General features: G+C 48.7%; 16 protein-coding genes. All 16 read right to left on the bottom strand.

Going from position 1 to position 20,879, the window contains the following annotated elements; translation table 11 throughout:
• Positions 1-188 precede the first annotated feature (188 nt).
• Entirely contained in the window at positions 189-749 is a 561-nt protein-coding gene (locus NSS64_RS31380) for a hypothetical protein (protein ID WP_339251851.1), read from the bottom strand.
• Positions 750-835: 86 nt separating this feature from the next.
• The gene (locus tag NSS64_RS31375; RefSeq protein ID WP_339251853.1) at positions 836-3,658 is read right to left on the bottom strand and encodes a hypothetical protein; all 2,823 of its coding nucleotides are present in this window, start codon (positions 3,656-3,658) and stop codon (positions 836-838) included.
• Positions 3,659-4,247: 589 nt separating this feature from the next.
• Positions 4,248-4,589, bottom strand: a complete 342-nt coding sequence (locus tag NSS64_RS31370) for a hypothetical protein (protein WP_036721689.1) — start codon at positions 4,587-4,589, stop codon at positions 4,248-4,250.
• 171 nt (positions 4,590-4,760) lie between these two features.
• Positions 4,761-8,420 (bottom strand): S-layer homology domain-containing protein, encoded by a 3,660-nt coding sequence (locus NSS64_RS31365; protein WP_341142665.1) that lies wholly within the window; start codon positions 8,418-8,420, stop codon positions 4,761-4,763.
• 187 nt (positions 8,421-8,607) lie between these two features.
• On the bottom strand, positions 8,608-9,735 hold the full coding sequence (locus NSS64_RS31360; protein ID WP_076084500.1) for a glycosyltransferase family 4 protein: 1,128 nt from the start codon (positions 9,733-9,735) through the stop codon (positions 8,608-8,610).
• A 113-nt stretch (positions 9,736-9,848) separates the two neighbouring features.
• Positions 9,849-10,607 carry a WecB/TagA/CpsF family glycosyltransferase gene (locus tag NSS64_RS31355; RefSeq protein WP_339251858.1) on the bottom strand — a complete coding sequence of 253 codons (759 nt, stop codon included), beginning with the start codon at positions 10,605-10,607 and terminating at the stop codon, positions 9,849-9,851.
• A gap of 7 nt (positions 10,608-10,614) precedes the next feature.
• The gene (gene csaB / locus NSS64_RS31350) at positions 10,615-11,778 is read right to left on the bottom strand and encodes a polysaccharide pyruvyl transferase CsaB (protein WP_341142664.1); all 1,164 of its coding nucleotides are present in this window, start codon (positions 11,776-11,778) and stop codon (positions 10,615-10,617) included.
• Positions 11,751-13,790: a DUF5693 family protein gene (locus tag NSS64_RS31345; RefSeq protein WP_341142663.1), complete on the bottom strand. Its 2,040-nt coding sequence runs from the start codon at positions 13,788-13,790 to the stop codon at positions 11,751-11,753. Before NSS64_RS31345 ends, csaB begins: the two co-directional genes overlap by 28 nt.
• A 139-nt stretch (positions 13,791-13,929) precedes the next feature.
• A complete protein-coding gene (locus NSS64_RS31340) occupies positions 13,930-15,648 on the bottom strand; it encodes a phospho-sugar mutase (RefSeq protein ID WP_341142662.1) in 1,719 nt (572 codons plus the stop codon).
• A gap of 47 nt (positions 15,649-15,695) precedes the next feature.
• The gene (fabZ, locus tag NSS64_RS31335; protein ID WP_339251866.1) at positions 15,696-16,118 is read right to left on the bottom strand and encodes a 3-hydroxyacyl-ACP dehydratase FabZ; all 423 of its coding nucleotides are present in this window, start codon (positions 16,116-16,118) and stop codon (positions 15,696-15,698) included.
• 303 nt (positions 16,119-16,421) lie between these two features.
• A complete protein-coding gene (locus NSS64_RS31330; protein WP_036699259.1) occupies positions 16,422-16,661 on the bottom strand; it encodes a DNA-directed RNA polymerase subunit beta in 240 nt (79 codons plus the stop codon).
• A gap of 9 nt (positions 16,662-16,670) precedes the next feature.
• The gene (locus NSS64_RS31325) at positions 16,671-17,492 is read right to left on the bottom strand and encodes a flagellar hook-basal body protein (protein ID WP_341142661.1); all 822 of its coding nucleotides are present in this window, start codon (positions 17,490-17,492) and stop codon (positions 16,671-16,673) included.
• A 71-nt stretch (positions 17,493-17,563) separates the two neighbouring features.
• The gene (locus NSS64_RS31320) at positions 17,564-18,442 is read right to left on the bottom strand and encodes a flagellar hook-basal body protein (protein ID WP_341142660.1); all 879 of its coding nucleotides are present in this window, start codon (positions 18,440-18,442) and stop codon (positions 17,564-17,566) included.
• A 55-nt stretch (positions 18,443-18,497) separates the two neighbouring features.
• Positions 18,498-19,496 (bottom strand): rod shape-determining protein, encoded by a 999-nt coding sequence (locus tag NSS64_RS31315; RefSeq protein ID WP_341142659.1) that lies wholly within the window; start codon positions 19,494-19,496, stop codon positions 18,498-18,500.
• Positions 19,497-19,625: 129 nt separating this feature from the next.
• On the bottom strand, positions 19,626-19,913 hold the full coding sequence (gene spoIIID / locus NSS64_RS31310) for a sporulation transcriptional regulator SpoIIID (RefSeq protein ID WP_019915029.1): 288 nt from the start codon (positions 19,911-19,913) through the stop codon (positions 19,626-19,628).
• A gap of 226 nt (positions 19,914-20,139) precedes the next feature.
• On the bottom strand, positions 20,140-20,877 hold the full coding sequence (locus tag NSS64_RS31305) for a M23 family metallopeptidase (RefSeq protein ID WP_340946550.1): 738 nt from the start codon (positions 20,875-20,877) through the stop codon (positions 20,140-20,142).
• Between the last annotated feature and the right edge of the window lie 2 nt (positions 20,878-20,879).

The raw sequence follows: 20,879 nt of genomic DNA, 5'->3' as shown, positions 1-20,879 counted from the left end.
GTTACAGCACCTCCTGCGAATTTTTTTTAAGATTACAGGTGGTATTGTGTACGAATCCCAAAGGCCTGAGTCGGCTTAATGTTTGTCAACTGTGGGAATGAGTTCCGGTGTATATGGAGGTCCAAAATAGGGCAATCTTTATATAGAAAGAAAATGTAAATTGTAGTGTAACTTAAATGGGTTGCAGCTTATTTCAGAGTATATGCTCCACGGACCATAACAACGATTTTCATCGTTTGACCGTCCTGTACAGCAATTCCACGGCCATCCCGGGGGAAAGATAACAGATGATTCGTAGGCGCAGCTACACCATTCGCCAAATCGACACCATCCGTCAAGTCAGCTACTCCATTAGCATCTTGGGAATAAATAACCGCTTTGCCGGCGCGAACAATAAATTCTGCACCCGCCCCGGCAATCAGGGTTTGTCCAGGTTTCACATCAACGATTTCGCTGGCAGTGCCTGTATCACCTGGACCCGTTGCCGGAGCTTTCGTTGGTGATGTGGTTGCAGCCGGTGCATTAGTCGCAGTAGCAGCCGGAGTCTGAGTAGGTGGACTAATTGTTCCACCTTGCAAAGCCTTCTGAATCTGTTGGTCCACATAGCTCTTAGTAACCACCGGGTCCTCTGCCGTGCCTGGCTGTGAACCGACACCGGCACCTTCAGCCGTTAAGTTAAGCATGGAGCCTGCCCACAGGCCACCCGCCAGCAACACTGCTGACATCGTAACTTTCCAAGCGGTCTTCAAAGTTGATTCCTCCTTATGGTGGGATAAATGGCTATAAAAAAAGAATAGCCTCCGAAGAGGCTATTCTTTGCTTCGTTAATCGGAGATTACTTAGCGGAAATTTCAGTGCTATCAGTGAGGATGTTACCATCACCATCTCTAGCAGTTGTTGTTCCAGCAACCTTAACGATGATTCTGTTAACTTCGTTGGAGTTCAGATCCAGCTGAGTATCTACAGCTGCACTTGAATCAACAATTTTCTTGGAGAAAGTAACAGACCATTTGCCTTTGTCAGATCCGTTAACAATCTTAGTTACTGTGTAGTAATCTTGATTGATAACGTTGGCAGCAGCAACATCATTATTGATATAGAATTGCAGATCTTGTTTGTTCAGAACTGTAACTTCTTTAGAGAATCCAAGGATCAGCTCATAAGAGTTGCCGCTGGACACTACTGCCGAAGTAAGGAGCGGACTAGTTCTGCTAGTCAATTTACCAGGTTTGCTAGCTGCTACAATCGGGTTACCAGAAGTATCAGTAACACCATTAACGATGAACTTGTAGTCAGTTTTTGTTTCAGTGATAGAAGAACTTGGGATATGAATTGTTGCACGAGCAAATTTCGGACTGGAAGAGCTGCTTGTCACAACCCCACCTTCTGTGAGAGTCTGAATAGTTACATAGCTACCTGAAGGAAGAGCCTTGTCATCCAGAGTATAGCTGTTAACATCCATCACAGAAGCAACATTCAAGCCGCTTGCATCTTTGATGTCGACAGTGATAGTAGCATCACCATAAACATTGCTTGTTGCGGATACTTTTTGACTGTCATTGAATTGAATTCCGTTATTAAACAATACTGGAGATTCGCTATCAGTAGCAGCAGAACCAATAGTCACTGTAAGCACAGTTGCCGCAAGTTTATTAGCAGAGAAGGATTTATCCTTGAAGAGTCCTTCTGGCAGGCGTACAGTGTATTCACCAGCTTCTACATTAACACCAGTCAAGATAAACGTTTTGCCGCTACCGCTTGTAGTGTTAGCAATCGAAGTAGATTGACCAGTTTTGTTGTTGATCAGCACTACAGAACCAACGCCACTATTCACAACATCTTCTGAGAATGTCAATCTAATACCTTTAACAGAGCCAGAAGTAGTATAAGTGATACCAGTAACAGTTGGAGCAACAGTATCCTTAGTGAATGTGATTGCTTGACTCGAAGCAGTTCCCAGAGTATTACCCAATGTATCCTTAACTGTCGCTCCAAACACTACGCTACCAGTGAAAGTACCGGTGGATGGGAAGCTAGTCAATGGGCTCTGCAGAGTGAACTTTTTACCATTTTCAGTGGTAATTACGCTGAAGGTACCTTGGCTTTCACCAACGGCATTCAGGAGACGTACATTACCAACCAAAGACGCACGGTCAACATTCTTATCAAACTCAACTTCAACGAACTTATCACTTACAGGAGTTACGCTCTTGATCACAGGAGCAGCAACATCGGAAACGACAGTTACAGTTGTTTTAATTGGGTTTGGAGTAGCAACATTACCTGCAAAGTCAGTTACATTAAGCAGGGATACGTCATAAGATTTACCACTTTCCAATGTTACTCCGCTCAGTTTGAATTCAGTGTAAGTATCATTCTGAACAGTAGTGGAAGCAGCAGAACCATTTACGTAAGCTACGATACCAGTAGTTTTAACCGGTTCGCTGAAGGTTACATAAACATCTTTAGTAGTCTGTTTAGCGGAAGAAGTAATTGAAGCTACAGTTGGTGCAACTGTATCAGCTACAGGCAGCAAACTTGTGAATGCTGGGATAGCTTCACCAGCTGTAGTTTTAACAGCATCGCTTACTACAACTGTGTAGTTACCTTTAAGTGCTTTAACACCAGGAAGAGTAATAGTAGCTTCTGTGTTATCAGCGCTCAAAGTTACATATGCATTAGCAACTTCATCAGTTTCGCTTCCAACCTTAGTAACCTTTACAACACCATCGATAACTTTGCTGGATTCAGCCAGTGTATCAATATCGATAGCACGGTTGAATTTAATCACAACTTGCTTAGCGTTTGGTGCTGTAGCAGAAACTACCTTAGGAGCCTGCAGAGTTACTTTTGCAGTGTAGTCCTTTTCAAGGTGTTTGAAGTTGATTGTTGTTTCAACGCCTGCTACCAGAGCAGTTGTCAATTCAACGTTTGCAGTTGTCTTGTCAGAGAAAGTTACAACTACTTTGGTTGGGCTTAATGCTTCAGCAGTAGTTACAGTCAATGTAGGAACTTTACCGATTTGGTCAGCATAGTAAGCTGTTTCAACTACCAAAGAACGAAGAGCGTTAGCTTTGAAGTTGGCAGTTTTCTCTACCAGACCAGCGTTGATAACTGCTTGCGCATAGCCCTTAGCCCATACAGATGCACTGTTATCAGTTGTAGTTGGTTGTTCCAGCTTAAGAGCGATAGCCAATACTTTAGCTACTTCTTCAACTGTTACTTTACCGTTGTAGTTGAAGATACCTTTAACAGTATCTTGACCCTGCATCAATCCTGCTGCAGTAACTGCTTCGATGTAAGGAACAGCCCAGTTTTTAGCGTTGTAACCTTTATCGTTGTAAGACAACTTGCCAGTTACTTCAGTAAGACCGAACAATTTAGTAACGATCTTAGCGAATTCTCCGCGAGTCAAATCTTTATCAAGATGAGCCTTACCATCAGGGAACCCATTAACAACACCCTTTGCTGCTAAAGCATCAAATGCTTGTTGTGGAGTTACCTTTGCTGTTTCACCAAATGCTACAGAGGCAAACATCGAGAATGCCATTGCTGTAGATAATGCTACGGATAAAATTTTCTTCATAACCTTTTTTTCTCCTCCTTGGACATTCATAAACTGGGATTTTTCTTTAGTTGTGTAGCTCATATCACTCATTTGTCGAGCACCCCCTTTCCCGAGTTGAGCAGATTAAGTATAAATAATGTCTGTGACGGGTATCACAGAAACTTGTAAACAGCTTCAAGGCATAGTAATACTAGATTCCTAATTCTACCTAAGTATTATACAATGTGCCTCTAGTCACGTAAAGCTAATTTTTCCATTTAGCAATGAACAGTGCCTTGAGGGCATTCCGCAATTGCCTTGTGCAAGTGACTCTACACCTTAAACGCAATAGTTTCAAAAAAGTTGCGCTTTGGTTAAAAAAACTTTTTCTGCCCTGCTGTATCCCTGCCCCGATACTCTAGAAGATACAATATGTATGTTCTACTAACTATTGTTAATGTTGGGTGGCTACGGGAATCAGTATAGCATAGAGGCATTCCAAACGTCATTAAACAATATTTGCTAAGTTCATAAACAAATATTGTATACTAAATGTGATTTTTTTGTTGACCAACATTCGAGCTAATAAGTATATACCCACATTGCAGCAGGGTTAACACGTTCCCGGATAATGATTGACATAAAGAAAGGCTACTGAGATCAACTCAGCAGCCTTACCTTCAACTCAGTATATCCAGGGCTATCGAATCTTCATCGATAGCTGTATTAACTCCTGGCGCTTCTCAGGGCTTGCATTTACATTCTCATACATGGCATCAATCGCTGCGCGGTTCTCACGGTAGGTCTTCTCATGCTTGATGGTGCTATGGGACCAATCGATCAAAGCATTCTCAGCAATAACAAGTTCATTATAAGCATCATGGAAGCCAGTTGCTTGAACAAGCTCTTCCATTACTTCCTGAGTGATCTCCTGCAGTGCCCGCTTCGCTGCAATTTCCTTTTCCATAACCTTTGCTCTATTCTCAAACATATTCTTTGCTTTCGTGTAATCCAATTGTGCTTTTGATAAAATCGGTTTCATCGATAGCTTTCTCCTTCTTGCATTAAATGTTTGTGCTTACAGCTTCTTAGGTCATTGTAACGCAAAGTAACACACAATTCAAAGATTTGTATATGGAAATTGTAAAAGATAAGCCTCTTTCCCGTAAACAGGGAGTCAGAGGCTTATTTTTACTTCATATATATATTTTTTTTACAACCTCTTCATCTTAGCCATAATACGCTGTGCCATTACTGCTGCATCCGCCCTCGTAAAGTTGGCTTGCGGATCGAAACGGAATGTTGCCTTCTTTTGTCCAGCCACCAGCTTGTTTTCAATTCCAGAAATTACACCGGCTTTGTAGGCTGCAAGGATAGAAGGAGCTGAGTATACCGACACAATTGATCCCGTATCCGTAAACAGCTTCTGCAGGGCCGCCAGATCGGTGGCATTGTTTCCAAGCTTCAAGCTCATTGCACGAGCGATCATCACCGCTGCATCCTCTCTGGATAAGGTGCGGTTAGGAGAGAAAATTCTCGGTGCTGTTCCGCGGATAATCCCTTTGCGGACCGCTGTTTCTATATAACGATAATCCCAGTGATAATCACTGTATTTAACCACATCTGAGAAAGTCAGATTGTTTGGCTCGTAATCAAGCTGAATACCCATAATCTTAACGAGCATGGTAGCAAATTCCCCACGCGTAACATTCTCATACACGCCAAACTCATTAGCATCCTTCGCATTCATAATCCCTCTGGATAAAATAGTCTCCAGCTCGCTGCGCGCATAGGTGTGGGAGACAATATCATCATAACTGTAGCGTAAGCTCATTACAGTGTAATAACCAAAGCCGTCGAAGGTGGCCGTAATCGTCTTGCTCCCTGTGTTGACCACACCGCCCATGTTATACCAGGTGCCGTCAACATTCTTCCAAACAGAGATATTAGAGGTTGCGGCATTAACGATTGTCGGATCATATTTCAGTGTAATCTTCCCTTGCTGTGTAGGCTCCATCCATCTGCCCATATGTCCGAGGAAGGATTCGTTCCCCTTCTTATATGGATGAGAAGCAACTACAGTTGAATAATCATTAATGGACGTCGCGGAAACAAAGTATCCCGGGTCAATCCAATACAAGTTCGAAGCATATCCGTAATGAAGTTTTGGGGTCATATAAGCAGTAGCCAAGCCGCTGGCAGGAACCTCAACCAGCTTGCCGTCCTGATAACTCGTTCCATCATATTCACCTACCGGATTATACTGCTTCACGGTACGTCCATCTTGCTTATCAGCAATACCAAGCAGGATATATTGTTCATTGAACAGATTGATCTGCCGGGTATTACTTGACCCTGGTGTCGGCGTTGCATCCCGCAGCATTGTTCCTTTTGGGAAAACGAGACTAACTGCATTCTGGAAGGCTGTCAGCTTGCCAGATGAGTTAAGAGTCGTTTTTAGCTGTGCTCCTTGCAGGATCTCATCTGAGTAGGTTACATCAAACGTTCCGTTCGATTTCGTCGTGCCTGTCGTGACGGTGAACTTAACCGTGTTTTTTCCTTTTTTCAGACCTTTCAATTCGAGACGGAAGATGTCCTTCGCCCCTTTAATCATCGGTTCTTTACCAATTACAATGCTTGTAGCCCCTTCAGCCTGAATACTCACATCAATAAAGTTCTGTTTGATGATGCTTTCATTCGGAAGCTTTGGTGACAAAATTCTATAAGGAGGAACCTCACGGGTAATTTGCAAAGTCTGCGTGATTGCCACTGTTCCTACTCTGGCTGTAATGACAAAGGTCTGCAGCCCGGTCGTAGGTAGCTCTTGAGCTTTAATCACGAATTCTCCGTCCTTGTTAGCAGGTGTCGTGAGATAACTTGAAGCTGTGCTCCATACACCTGCACTAGTCCCGGAAGGTCCACTATAATCTGCAACAGCATATTGCTTACCGTCTTTCATTATGACAACCTGAGTGGCGTTATTCACTACAAAGTGAATATCCGCCGCAGATTCGTTTGTCGTGTAATTAAGATTTGAATTCTTAATAAACACCCCATTCGGATCCGAGATCTGACCTACTGGATAAGGAACGACGCCATCAATATTTGGTGTATTATTCGGAAATAGATACACAGTGAGGTTCGTCGAGACAGGAACTCCATTTGCGATACCCGCAATCGTAATTTTGTTTGGTCCGGCCACCAGAGAGATACCAGAAGTATCTACGCTGAACTCTTGAGGAGAAGTACTGTCGAGAGTTGGTTTAATCGAAGTTCCATTAATAGTTGCCTTGACAGAGCTAAGATCACCTGCCGGGAAATTTACAAACCGCCCCTTGATGGATGTGAATTCACCTTCATATTTAAACACCTGATTGTTATAAATATTCGTAAGCTCAATAAATGGAGCAGACACATAATTAACTGGGAGCACCTTAGTATCAATGACAGGACTGTTGGCAGAGTTGTCCTTCTTCAAGTCAATCTGCAATGTCTGCTCGCCAGTTGGCAGTCCATTAATCTTGAACACTCTGTAGCCGTCTGCCGTCTTCATAGAGTTTGTATCTGTGACAAACAGACCATCTGATACCTTTTTACCATTCTGATATGAGCTAATGACCAGATTTCCTGGAGCACTTGTAGTTTCGCTTGTCTTGATCATTAACCACAAAGGCAACTCAAACAAATTGGAATTGCCGGTAAACACGCCGGATGAGGAATAACTAACAGAACTCCCACTCGCCTTTGCGCTGTATAACTGTTCAACCCCTGTAATAGAAGGGTCATTGGCATTCCGGTAGGTGAACTGTAATGGATTAATGCCCATTCCGTTATACGTTCCATTGGTAGTCGTAAAGGTGATAGTGTACAAGCCGTTGGAGGAGAGTGTTACATCAGCTGCACTAGTATAATGGAACGTTATATATTCCCCGTTTTTAACCGTAGAATCAATTGTGGTAGCACCGCCAGCTAGTACATCGCTGCCCGTAGTCGTATTACGAACAGTGACTGTCATATTTGACAGCGGCGGTTTGCTAGTATCATCGGATACACGATAGGTAATCGAACCGGAAAGCTTACCCTTGATTTCGGTATCTGAGCCTGTATTTGTTACAATATTCCCCTCATCTATCTTGTAAGATCCGATCTTGGTCTGGTTCGGAGTCCCCTTATCGATAGGCGCATATACCACTTCACGCGTAACCGCATAAGTACGCGTACCTGAATCTGTGGTTGCAACGAAGGTCAGCTTATTAAGACCCGCAGTTAACGGTATGTCAGCAATGACGAAAGTACTGCTACCGCCGTTAAACATCTTGGAATTATTAACCATAACCTCTGTGGCATTCGGAGCTTCCAGAGTCAAAGTTAATCCCGCTGTATTAACCATTGTGGGTGTATTCTCACTTAGCAATGTGCCATCCGGTAAAGCAATATTATAAATGGCAGGAACGTTGGAGAAATTAACATAGGCTTCCCCACTGGCTAAGCTTCCTGTAGCCGTGGTACCGTAAACTGTGATCCGGTTGAGGCCTTGGCTCAGCTTCACACTAGGAAAACGGAAAAATTTCTCGTTCTCAATAATCGGCTTAACATCGGCACCACTTGCTCCAGGTACTACATTCCCGTTGACAATTCCGTCTACTTGATAGTAGATGCTGTCAGCAGACACTCCATTAAACGTACCTTCTACGTCAACGGTACTGGTATTCACTGAAGTTGGAGCACCCTTATCTGTACTGAACTTGGTAAACTGAAAGTATTGTCCTGTTGCAGGGTCCGCTGCATAAACAGCACCCGCTGAGGAAAGTGTGGATATCATCATCACTATTGCTAAGAACATTCCGCCTATCGCCTTCAAACTTTTCTTCACGTAAGAAACCTCCTACTGCTTTTTGGTTTATTGTCGGCCTGTGCAGCATTCCGCGTCTTAACCAACTCTATATTTTTATCGGACAGATATTGACTAATAATTAGCAAAAAAATAAAAAACCTTACTCCACTGGAGTAAGGTTAGGTGCTCACTGCGATTTGTATTTTATAAATTGCTAATCATGAATCTAGGATTTGGAGCTTCGTTCAGGATCAACCTTCATCCGCATTCTCAAAAACAAATCAATCACCGGGCGCTTGGTCTTGCTGATGACGCCGGTGATCTCTGCGCCGATCTGCAGGAAGAAGAGCATGACGCAGATGACTACGAAGGTAACCCAGTTGGCTTCGTAGAGCGAAGCAGAGGTCTGGATGACTGCCAGGATACCGAAGAATGCGGCAATGCCGTAGATGATCAGTACCGTCTGGCGGTGGCTGAAGCCGAGCTCGCGCAGACAGTGATGGAGATGGCCTTTGTCCGGAGCGAAGATCGGCTTCTTCTGCAGCTTGCGCCGGACGATGGCGAAGAACGTATCCGATAACGGAACTCCGATAATCAGGAGTGGTGTGATGAATGAAACCACCGCAATCTGTTTGAAGCCGAGGAGTGCAAGCAGTGCCAGGCAGAAGCCCAGGAACAGCGAGCCCGTATCTCCCATGAAGATTTTGGCGGGATGGAAGTTGAAGAACAGGAATCCCAGTATGCTGCCCAGAAGCAGCAGACAGAGCAGGGCAACCATGGTGTTCCCCATCAGGAAAGCCATGACAGCAATCGTAGCAATGGCAATACCGGATACGCCTGCTGCAAGCCCGTCCAGCCCATCGATCAGGTTCACGGCGTTCGTGACGCCGACAATCCAGAAGATCGTCAGAGGGATGGCAATCCAGCTCTCTAAGGAAGAATAGCTATTATGAAAAGGAATATTTACGAAATCTACCGTGATGCCAAACCCGAAAACTACAATACAGGCAGCAGCAATCTGGCCCAGCAGCTTCACTTTGGCTGATAGCTCAAAACGGTCATCCAGACCGCCGATCAACACAATCAGGCCTCCGCCGCATAGCAGCGCTTTAATGAAATTAGCCTCCCGGGGAGTGAAGTCATACGGAATAATCGGTAATACGGCAAGCAGGCCTAACACAAACGCCAGAAATATGCCGAGTCCGCCAAGGCGGGGCATGATCTTCGTATGCACTTTCCGGGCATTTGGCACATCTGTCGCACCGATCTTAATGGCGAATTTCTTCACGAACGGCGTCAAAAGCAGTGCAAGCCCCATGCACACAACGAATCCGGCGATGTATATGATTAACATGTGAAAAGTCGACCTCCATTTCTCTACCGCATTGAATTATACGCTGAACCAAAAACAAATTCCAATACTGTTTTTAGGCGGTAACACGGATTTTTTCAGTAAATTTCCTCATTTTACTGGTCTTTTGTCACTTTATCTTTCTCTCGTACCACTTTTACTGCGAATTTCGGCAGCGCAAGCATTCTTTTGTAACGTGTGGGTTCCTTGAGCAGCCGGTATAACCATTCTGCCCTTAATTTCTGGAAGGCCACAGGGGCACGGCGGCTCTTGCCGGAGATCACATCAAAGCTCCCGCCGACACCCATCATCACCGGGATCTGCAGCCGGGCTTTGTATTTGGCGATCCATGGCTCCTGGCTGTCCGCCCCTCTGGCAACAAAGAGCAAGTCAGGCTTCGCTTCAAGGATTCCGCCCACAATGTGTTCATCCTCTGCCGGACCAAAATACCCGTCATGATATCCTGCGATGACAATACCGGGATATCTTGTTTGTAACCGGGAAGCCGTCTCGCGAATCACCTCAGGGGTTGAACCGAGCAAATATACTCTCCAGTTATAGCTTTCGCCTTGGTGCAATAATTCATGTAAAAGATCAAAGCCCGCTACACGCTCTGCTACAGGCTCCTGACAATACTCCGCGGCCCAGACCACTCCAGTTCCGTCAGGGACAACCAGCTCTGCTGATTTCATAATCTCCATATAAGACGGATTCTCCAGCGCCGCCATGACCATAATCGGATTGGCAGTAATTACCTGATGAGGCTCACGCTTATGAACCGCCTCTGTCAGATAGGAAACGGTGGTCTTCATATCCGCCTTGGATACTCGTATGCCAAAAATGGGTACTGTCGGTAATGCGCTATCTGCTTTCACTTGTCACTCATCCTTTACGGCCGAAATATTGGACAATTCGCCGGGCCGGTGCCTCTGCCTCTTGGGTGAGCGCGGCAATCAGCGGCTCCCGCTCCTGCTTCCATCGCTCCCCTGAGCTTAGCAGCTCCAGAAGCCCGGCAGCCACCTTGTCTGCCTCCAGTGTATCTGTCTTGCCTACCGGCTGACAATCCACCCGCTCAAGAAAATGATCAATCTTCGGATCATAAGAGACGCCCATCAGCGGAACACGCTGTCCCGCAGCATAGATAAGGCTGTGCAGCCGCATACCTATAAGCGCCTGGCACTGGCTTACCTCACGCAGCATCTGCAGAGGATGAAGCGCATCCTCACGGATCGTTACCGATCCTCCATTGTCTTCTATACTCCGGCCCAGCTTCTGCATTACATAGCGGGAAGCCTCATTGTCCGCAGAATGATGGAAGGGCAGAAAGTGTACATGGAGCGGCTGGACCGCAGAAGCCTTCACAAGGCCTTCAGCCAACGCGTCCAGCTCCTTACGGGACTGCTCCCAGAAGCGGACAGAGACACCTACAGTAGCGGGCACAACTTGCAGGCCAGGATCTGGCGTATCCCCAATCAACGTCCCTTTTTCTACCCCTGGCTGCATATCCTCAGGCAACTCCAGACCCATAACCGGGTCAGGTACTACCTCTACCTTATCAATACTAAGCCCCATAGACTGAAGCAGCAGGCGGGACTGGTCGTCCCGCACGGAGATATAGACACATTTCCGGAAAATGGATTTGATCAGCGGATGAAACAGCTTGCGGTTCACCGGGCCGATCCCCTGGGAATAGATAAATACCGGCTTCCCCATCCACTGGGCCAGCTTGATAATACCGAGGTAATACGGAATGGTCTTGCTGCTTGTAACATCCTGAAGCAGGCTGCCGCCGCCGCTGATCAGGCCCGCACTTTCTGATATGGCTCTGCGGACCTCTCCCAGCTTCATCCGGTGTACAGATTCCACCCCGTACGTGGCAGCCGTCCACTCCGGATCAATGGATAAGACCACAGGCGCAAGCGTTATTCCGGCGGCCTGGGACTGCTTGCGCAGAGCATTCAGAATCGACTGCAGAACGGCTTCGTCTCCGCTGTTGCGGAAGCCGTAGAAACCGGAGATTACAATTTTTTGAGGAGTGGTGACCATCGTTTCCAACATCCTTCCGCAATCTGCCATACCCCAACAGCGATAATACCGATGATCAGGCCGAGTCCAAGACCCAGGAGTCCGCGGATCAGCGAGATCAGCACAGGTGAATGAATATGGGCAAAGGTATCCACCATAGACAACTGCCCAATAACAGCAATAATCATGATGAAGGCTGCGTTCCGGTATTTATAGGCCAAGAATGCGCCGAGGATAAAGAGCGGATGCGCCAGCAGGAATTCCTTGTTACGCGGTCTTACCCCGACGGTATTCTCCAGGAAGACACGCAGGATTTTCTCCGGTGCACTTACACTTCCGGCATTCCCGGTCCGGCTCAAATAATACATCCCCACGATACCGATCACACAGGCGGCAATGACCATAGCGAGTGTAATCGGCGTCCGCAGCAGCTTACCTGTCTTGTTAAAGGCAAAATCCCCACGGTACAAAAGCACATAGATTGCGGTAAGCCCGATCGGGGCCAAATGCAGCAGACTCACACCGCGGAACTGTTCCAGTACCAGGGCATAGGTGATATTGTTCAGCAGTGCAATGACGAAAGGCACCGCACTGAAGGTGATTAACGCAGTTTTGACATACAGGACCAGACTATGCGTCAGACGGCGGCGCGGGCCCATTACGGCAAAGGTTAACGGATTGGCGCGCAAAGGCGGACCCATTTCATTAATTTTGCGGATAGCCAGAATTATAGCCAGAGTAGGCGCACTTATGGCTACGGCAAGCGCAAGCGCCTGTTCAAATAATGCCGGCTTCAGAACCAGCAGACCTGCACTTCCAACCAGTCCAAGCACCCATACAGGCAGAGTAAGCCAAGGAATGAAGTAGGAGAACAGCAGCGCAACCATAGCCACCGCTCCGATTACCGCAATCAGCTTGAAGTAACGCTGGAAGGAGGAGTCGCTCACATCAAATGCTGTAGCCTGTCCAATCTTGAAGCCGTTCGCCTCAATCTTGGCCACTGCACCCTCAGGTCCGCTGAGACTCTCAATCAGGTTATCCAGCGTATCTGTGATAGCAGCCTTCTTGGTGTCTCTGGAGGGAATCGTATTCAGATAGATCATGCGGATATTGCGGTCTTTGGTGCCCAGCGCGAACCGGTCTGCGATCACTTCAGTCTTCAGGCTGGAATCCGCCTCGCTGAGTGAATACAGGCGCGTCACGTTGTAATCCAGCATATAAGCCAGCTTGGAGAAGCCCTTCTGCTGAACCTTAATATTCTCGATTGCCGCAATTCCCATCCCGTGCTGCTTCAGGAGATCGGCGAAGACGGTCAGACTGCCCGTATCTGCATCATCGGAGTACCCTTTGACAGACTCTCCTTCAAAAAGAATCCGCTTGACGCCAAGCTCGGCGTAACGGTCCAGCAGCTTCTTCACGGCATCCTGATTGTATGCCAGAGAGTCTACAAGCCGGGGCACAATGCTGAAGCCCTTCCCGTGGAGCATTTCCAGGGTAATCGGGTCCGGCTGCAGCGGCTTGAGCGTTGCATCCTCCAGCGGTGTCTGGATGATCAGCCCCTGCTGGCCGCGGTAGTTCCATTCTTCCGTCCGGATGTCCAGTCTGCTGAAGGCATCGCGGATAACCGGTGAGAGCATTTCACTGTTCTTCGCACTGGTAAAGAGGACATATGTATAGTTCTCATTCTCCGGAATCACAGTATCGGTAAGATTGGCGATATCAGACGCTCCCCAAATCATCAGGCGGCGCGCCTTGCGGAAATCCTCCAATGTATTCTCATAGATAGCCATACTCTGAACACCGGCTGCCTTCAGCCGGTCCAGCTGCTCGTTGATATAATCCTGCGGGTTCTCCCGGTAGCTCGCAACCTCAACCAGATCGCGGTAATCAAAGACAAACTCAACCGTTTTGGAAGACTTCTCTGTCTGTAGACGGTCATATACGACCGGAAGCGCACCGATCAGACCTATCACCATAATGATCCATAACCACTTGCGTGATGCTATATTCCAGCGTTGCCATTTCTGCTGCACCAAAGTACCTCCTCTTTCACTTTAAAGCTGAATGCTACTTACAGACGCCGACCCTCTTGCCAGCGGCAAATTGAAGCGGAAACGGAGGTCTGTCCATCTGGAGCAGCTCCGTTTCCGCAGGGAAGTTATCTATTGCTTATTATTTCCCGTCTACCCGTGCCATAACCTGACTGGTCAGTTCCGCAACCTTGTGCTTGGCGTTGTCCAGAGATTCACCCACCACGGCAAAATACACTTTGATCTTCGGTTCCGTGCCGGAAGGGCGCAGGCAGAACCAGGAGCCGTCCGACAGCAAGTATTTCAGCACGTTCTCCTTAGGCAGACCGTCCAGTCCCAGGGAGTAGTCCAGCACCTGTGTTACGGATGCCCCGGCGATTTCGTGCGGCGGGCTGGTCCGCCAGTCATTCATGATCCCCTGAATCTGGGCCACTCCATCCTTGCCCTTCAGCGTGCGGGATTCCAGGCTCTCCAGGAAGTATCCGAACTGTGCATACAGCTCTTGCAGCACATCGTACAGGGTCTTGCCCTGGGCCTTGTAATAGGCACCTGCTTCAGCGATCAGCATTGCAGCAAGGACTGCATCCTTGTCACGGGCATAGTTGCCGGCCAGATAGCCGTAGCTTTCTTCATATCCGAACAGATACGTGTACTCCCCGGACTGCTCAAACTGGTTCATCTTCTCCCCGATATATTTGAACCCGGTCAGAGTGTTGAACACTGTAGCGCCATAATGGCTGGCTACAGCAGCCCCCATCTCACTGGTTACAATGGTCTTGACTACAGCGCCGTTAGCCGGCAGCTTCCCTTGTTCCTGTAAACGGCTCAGGTAATAATGAATCATGAGCGCGCCGGACTGATTCCCGGACAGCACTACAAATTTGCCTTCGTTGTCACGAACCACAGCGCCCATACGGTCAGCATCCGGGTCTGTACCGATCAGCAGATCCGCATTCAGCTCTTCGCCCAGCTTCATCGCCAGCGTGAAGGCTTCACGTTCCTCCGGATTCGGTGATTTCACGGTAGAGAATTCGGAATCCGGCTGTTCCTGCTCAGGAACTACATGTACCTGAGTGAAGCCGATCTTCTCCAGTACACGGCGGACCGGAAGATTGCCTGTCCCGTGCAGCGGCGTATAGACAATGGAGAAGTCACGGCCCAGCGAAGAGGCAATCTCTTCACGGCTGACACTTACCGCAGCAACCGTATCCGTAAACGCCTCGTCCTCTTCGGCCCCCAGCCAGTGCAGCAGGCCTGCGCTCTCTGCAGCCTCCTGAGACATGCGCTTCACTCCGTTGAAGGAGTCCACATTCAGAATATTAGCAATAACCTTCTCCGCTTCATGCGGCACCAGCTGTCCGCCCTGGGCATTGTAGACCTTGTATCCGTTGTATTCAGGCGGATTGTGGCTGGCAGTGATTACAATGCCTCCAGACGCCTTCAAATGACGGACGGTAAAGGACAACTGCGGCGTAGAGCGCAGGGAAGAGAACAGGTGGGTCTCAATTCCGTTGCCGGCGAGTACAAGCGCAGCCTCCAGCGTGAATTCCGGCGAGAAGCGCCGGGAATCGTGGGCAATAACCACCGAGGGTCTGCCTTCTCCCGTATGCTGCCCCAGAATGTAATCAGCGAAGCCCTGAGTAGCCCGGCCGACAGTATAACGGTTCATCCGATTACTGCCTGCTCCGATGACTCCACGCAAACCGCCTGTACCAAATTCAAGATCTCTATAGAATCGTTCTTCCAGTTCCTTGGGTTCACCGGCAAGAGCCTTCAGCTCTTCTTTGGTGTTCTCGTCGACAGAAGGGTCCTGCAGCCAGCGTGTCAGAGTCTCCTGCGCCTTAGGGCTTAATCCAGTCATGTCAATCTCTCCTTCTCCATCTATAATGTATAAGTTTATAACAGGGACTAGCTGAGTGCGAACATAATCTCGCCGGAAGCTACCGTCTTGCCGTCCACCTTGGCAGTGGCTTGTCCTTTGCCGATACTGCCTTTAAGCCGGGTAATCTCTACCTCAAGCACAAGGGTATCGCCGGGAACAACCTGTCCACGGAAGCGGAAGCCGTCAAGCCCGGCCAGAAAACCGATTTTGCCCCGGTTAGCTTCTACGCCAAGAATAGCCACAGCGCCCACCTGAGCCAAGGCTTCCGTAATCAGCACACCCGGCATCACCGGGAAGCCAGGGAAGTGTCCGGCGAAAAACGGCTCGTTCACTGTAACATTCTTGATGCCTACCGCACGTTTGCCCATTTCTATTTCAGTAATTCTGTCCACCAGCAGAAATGGGGGCCGGTGGGGGATTATTTCTTGAATCTCATTGGTATTCATCATGATTATAAAGCTCCCTTCGGTTGTAACCGCGTCTATGAACCTCCGCCTACAGCAGCACTTTTGTTTTATTCTCCGCCGTCTCTGCATAAATATGGACAGCTTCGGCAAAAACTATAATTATCCTTCACCACCTGCAGCAGTGGAGGTTAAGATAAGGGGCTTTCTCCACCGCACGCGGCAGCATGGCGGAGAGGGCCCTTTTTGGCGCTCTTAGGGCACGCCATCATTATACAATTTTCAGTATAAAAAAGAAAACTCCCCTGCACAACAAGGGAGCCTCAGATATCGGTATGCCATAACGCTTTAAGGTGCGAACACCAGATCATATACATGCTTCCACGTGCTCCACAGGAGCACATCACTTAGTTCCTTTTTGCCGAGGATCACATACCCTACGACCAGCCCGCCTCCAAGCGCGGCAACCAGCAGCAATGGAATCAGGAACCACTGGATAATGGTCCAGGCCCTAATCCTGCGCCGCTTCACCGGCTGCTGCTGTTCCTCTTCTGCTTTCTGTGCAGTCTTAACCTTCTCACGACTCATTCCTTCACCTCACGCGCGCATGTTATTAGCCAGGCCCAGCATCTGGTCACTGGAGGACAGCGCCCGGGCAGCAAGCTGATACGTACGCTGAATCTGCATCATCTCCGTCATTTCCCGGCTCAGATCCACGTTAGAGGATTCCAGATAGCCTGAGCGAACGCCTACATCCTTCGCTTCGCCCGCTGCTCTTGGCACGAATGCCTGCTGCGTTGTCACGCCCTCAGCCAATACATAGAAATTACCATCTACAGCTTGCAAAGCATTCTTGCTGAGCGGCTCAACTATCATTAAGCTGCCTGCCAGGACAGGCGGCTGTTTCTCATCCGTCTTGATCCATACCTGCCCGCGCTCATCAATAGCAGCACTTACATTAGCCCCTACGCTGAGCGGAGTACCGTTAGCACCCAGCACAGGATTGCCGGTATTGTCCACAAGAATCATCTTATCCTTATTGGCTGTATCCGGGGTGAAGTGGAAATTCCCCTGGCGGGTATATGCTGTTTCACCGTTCACCTGAACGCCGAACAATCCATTGCCTTGAAGCGCCAAGTCCGTAGGCTTCCCTGTCTCCTGGAGCGTGCCTTCCTCCCAATTACTTGACACTGTAGGCACACGCACACCAAAGCCGATATTGAAGCCCAGCGGCATGCTGCGCCCAGGCTGGTTATAATCCTTGGATTGCTGCTGCACACGGGTAAGCACATCCTCGAACGAGCCTTGCTTGCTCTTATAACCATTGGTATTCATATTGGCAATGTTATCCGCTATAATATCCAGCCGCTGCTGCAGACTGGCCATTGAGACAGAAGCACCGATTGTCGAGTTGTTCACAGGTCTAACCTCCTACTAGCTTGATAAGAAGAAACTGGCTTACACCATCAGTAATGGTCCATGCAGCCCGGCTATACCCGGCCGACTTCATTCACGGCCTTCTGCAGGCTGCTGTCATAGAACTGGATCACTTTCTGATTCGCTTCATAAGCGCGGTAAGCGGCGTTCATATCCACAGTGACCTGAGTGGCATCCACATTAGAGTTCTCAAGGTAACCCTGCCGTACCTGCAGATTATCCGTTCCATTAGAAAAGCGGATGTCTGCGGCCTCCGCATCATCGGCATGGAAGACCCCGTTGCCGTCACGTACCAGCTCCTGCGGTCTTGTGATGACGCTGATTCCGATCCGGGTGCCTGAAGGCTGTCCGGTAGCATTGTTAATCAGATTGCCCTGCCCGTCCACTGTAAGGTTATCCTGGGGCCCTGTCAACCGCAGCGGATTGCCGTTACTGCCCAGCACTCTGAATCCGCCCGAGCTAAGCACTTCCCCTGTAGGAGCCACGGTAAAGCTTCCGTTACGTGTATATAAATTATTGCCTTCGTTATCCTGAACTGTAAAGAACGCCTGGGGCCGGTAAGTCACCTCGCCGTCAGGACTGATATATTTACCGGAGCCGTCAAACACAAGATTGGTGCCCGGATTATCCGGGTCCTCTACCTGTAAGTCGGTAGACAGCGCAAAATCTGTGCTTTTGCCGCTCTCGATGAGGTCGCCCTGCAGATATTGAGACACGGACTGCTCGGCAAATACTCCCGTATTGATCCGCCCGACAGGCTTCGGAACGCCCCCGCTCATCGCGGAGATCAGCACCTCGGGAAAGGCATGGCTGACGCTGTCAACCTGCTTGTACCCCGTTGTATTCAAATTGGCAATGTTCTGCGTCGCTGTATCATGTCTGCGCTGCTGTGTTACCATTCCTGCTGCGGCCGTATATAGTCCTCTAAGCATGAGGTCAGTCCCTTCTGTGAATCTGAATCTGCTGTTCTCCCTTATTATCGGCAGGCTAGAACTTTTTCTTAACCACCTTGTCCAAATGATCCAGCATAATTCCCGTGCCTTTGACTACGCAATGCATCGGGTCTTCAGCGATCCAGACGGGAACATGCAGTTGCTCGGAGAGCAGCTCGTCCAGTCCGTTAAGCAGAGCGCCGCCGCCGGTCAATACGACTCCGCGGTCTATAATGTCCGCTGACAGCTCGGGAGGTGTCCGCTCAAGCACCGACTTGGCCGCAGCCACGATGGAAGAGACCGGGTCCCATAGCGCTTCCTTCACCTCGCCGGATGAAATGGTCAGTGTCTGGGGGAGTCCGCTTACCATATCACGCCCGCGGATATCCATCTCTGCCTGCATCCCGCCCGGGCGTACCGAACCGATGGTCACTTTGATATCCTCCGCCGTACGTTCACCGATCAGGAGCTTATATTTCTGTTTAATATATCTTAAAATGGCCTCGTCGAACTTGTCCCCTGCAATTTTGATGGAGGAGGCGGTAACGACGTCGCCCATGGACAATACGGCTACATCCGTCGTTCCGCCGCCAATATCGACGACCATATTTCCGCTAGGCTGATAAATATCCATCCCTGCGCCGATAGCCGCAGCCTTGGGCTCTGCTTCCATAAATACCTCTTTGGCCCCGCTGCGCTCTGCAGCCTCACGGATGGACTTCTGTTCTACTGAAGTAATATTGGTGGGAGCACAAATCAAAATACGGGGCCGTGAATACCAGGTACGGCCGCCGACGCTGTCAATAAAGTGCTTGAGCATCATTTCCGTAATGGCAAAATCAGCGATTACCCCGTCCCGGAGCGGACGGATCGTAATTATATTTCCAGGTGTGCGCCCAACCATCCGGCGCGCCTGTTCACCAACCGCAAGGACTCTCTTCGTATCACTTTCAAGTGTGACCACGGAAGGTTCATCCAGAACGACTCCCCTTCCCTTGACATGAATCAGCACATTGGCTGTGCCGAGATCGATTCCGATATCCTTGCTAAGCATAATGAAAGAGCCCCCAAAGTGTTATTTTAAATTGAGATTAGTTAGATAGTACCAAATTTAAAAATACCATACTTTAGGGGGTGTGCACAATGGAATAAAGCTGAATTATGACTCGAAAATCCGAAAATCTTATGGCTTGGAGGCTACGGCAACCTCACGCTTCTTACCTGTTGTTTTCTTATATTTAATTTTTGTGGCTTCTCCCCCCCGAAGATGACGGATGGACTTGTGATATTCGAGAATGTGCTTCACCTGATCAGCCAGATCCGGGTTAATTTCCGGCAGCCGTTCGGTTAAATCTTTATGCACCGTGCTTTTTGAAACGCCAAATTCCTTGGCAATGGTCCGGACCGTGTGCCTGGTTTCCACGATGCAGCGTCCGATTTTAATGGTACGTTCCTTGATGTAATCGTGCACGCTCCCGCCTCCCAACTGTGAATAGTTTGGTACATTATATGAGGGGCGGGCCTATATATTCGCGCTTTCAGGACATGACAAGCTCCGGAAGGCTCATTTAATTTGTCGGACAACCCAATCAGGGGTATTTAACAGCCCTATTGTGTGATTAGAACCTGCCTGACTGTCCATTTCGGGTAGAAAATAAAAAAAACAGGAGGCTTTCGCCCCCTGCGGAAATTTCGGCTTAACGCTGCGGAAGCAGATCCGATGGATTCACAATCTTGCCGTCCTCATGCACTTCAAAGTGCACATGGTTGCCAAGATCCTTCTCCATCTCATTGCGTCCCGCTGTTGCCAGCGTATCGCCCTGCTTCACTTCATCGCCCTGCTTCACTTTGGTTTCACCCAGACTCTGATAGACCGTCTTCAGATCGCCGGGAGAGGTAATCTCGATTACCTTGCCCAGTACAGCAACATCTTCCACTCTGGTGACTTCACCGCTGAGCGCCGCCTTCACATCAAACGTCTTGTTGTCCTCACGGGCAATATCAATTCCGGTGTTGGTGACAAAGGTATTGTTGTACTGCACCATCGCCGCAATATGATTCTCTTCCGTGCCGTTCTCATCGTAGTACGGTTTGACCACTTCCACTTCACTCGGGCTTGCTACCGGCCAGACCAGGCTTTCGGCTGATGCGACAACTTCCAGGGCTTCGGGATCACCGTTTGCGGCTCCGGTTTTGCTACCGGCCTCACCTTGGGATACTACCGCGGCGTTGTCCGGATTCAGCGGCTTCTGGCCGGCATCCTGATAGACCCACACCAAGGTTAGTATAAGTGCCGCTGCCGCCGTGTAGACTGCCGGGAATACCCACCGTTTGGATAACAGTCTGCTCCATGAAGAAGGCTTGGCGCCTGAATCTCCCTGCTTGTTTTTGAGAGATTCATCATGGGTTGATTTGATTTTGTCTTGTTCATTCATAT

This window comes from Paenibacillus sp. FSL H8-0122, assembly GCF_038005345.1.
Taxonomy (GTDB): Bacteria; Bacillota; Bacilli; order Paenibacillales; family Paenibacillaceae; genus Paenibacillus_AQ.
Note: the sequence above shows the minus strand (reverse complement) of the source record. Positions and strands in the feature narration are given on the sequence as shown.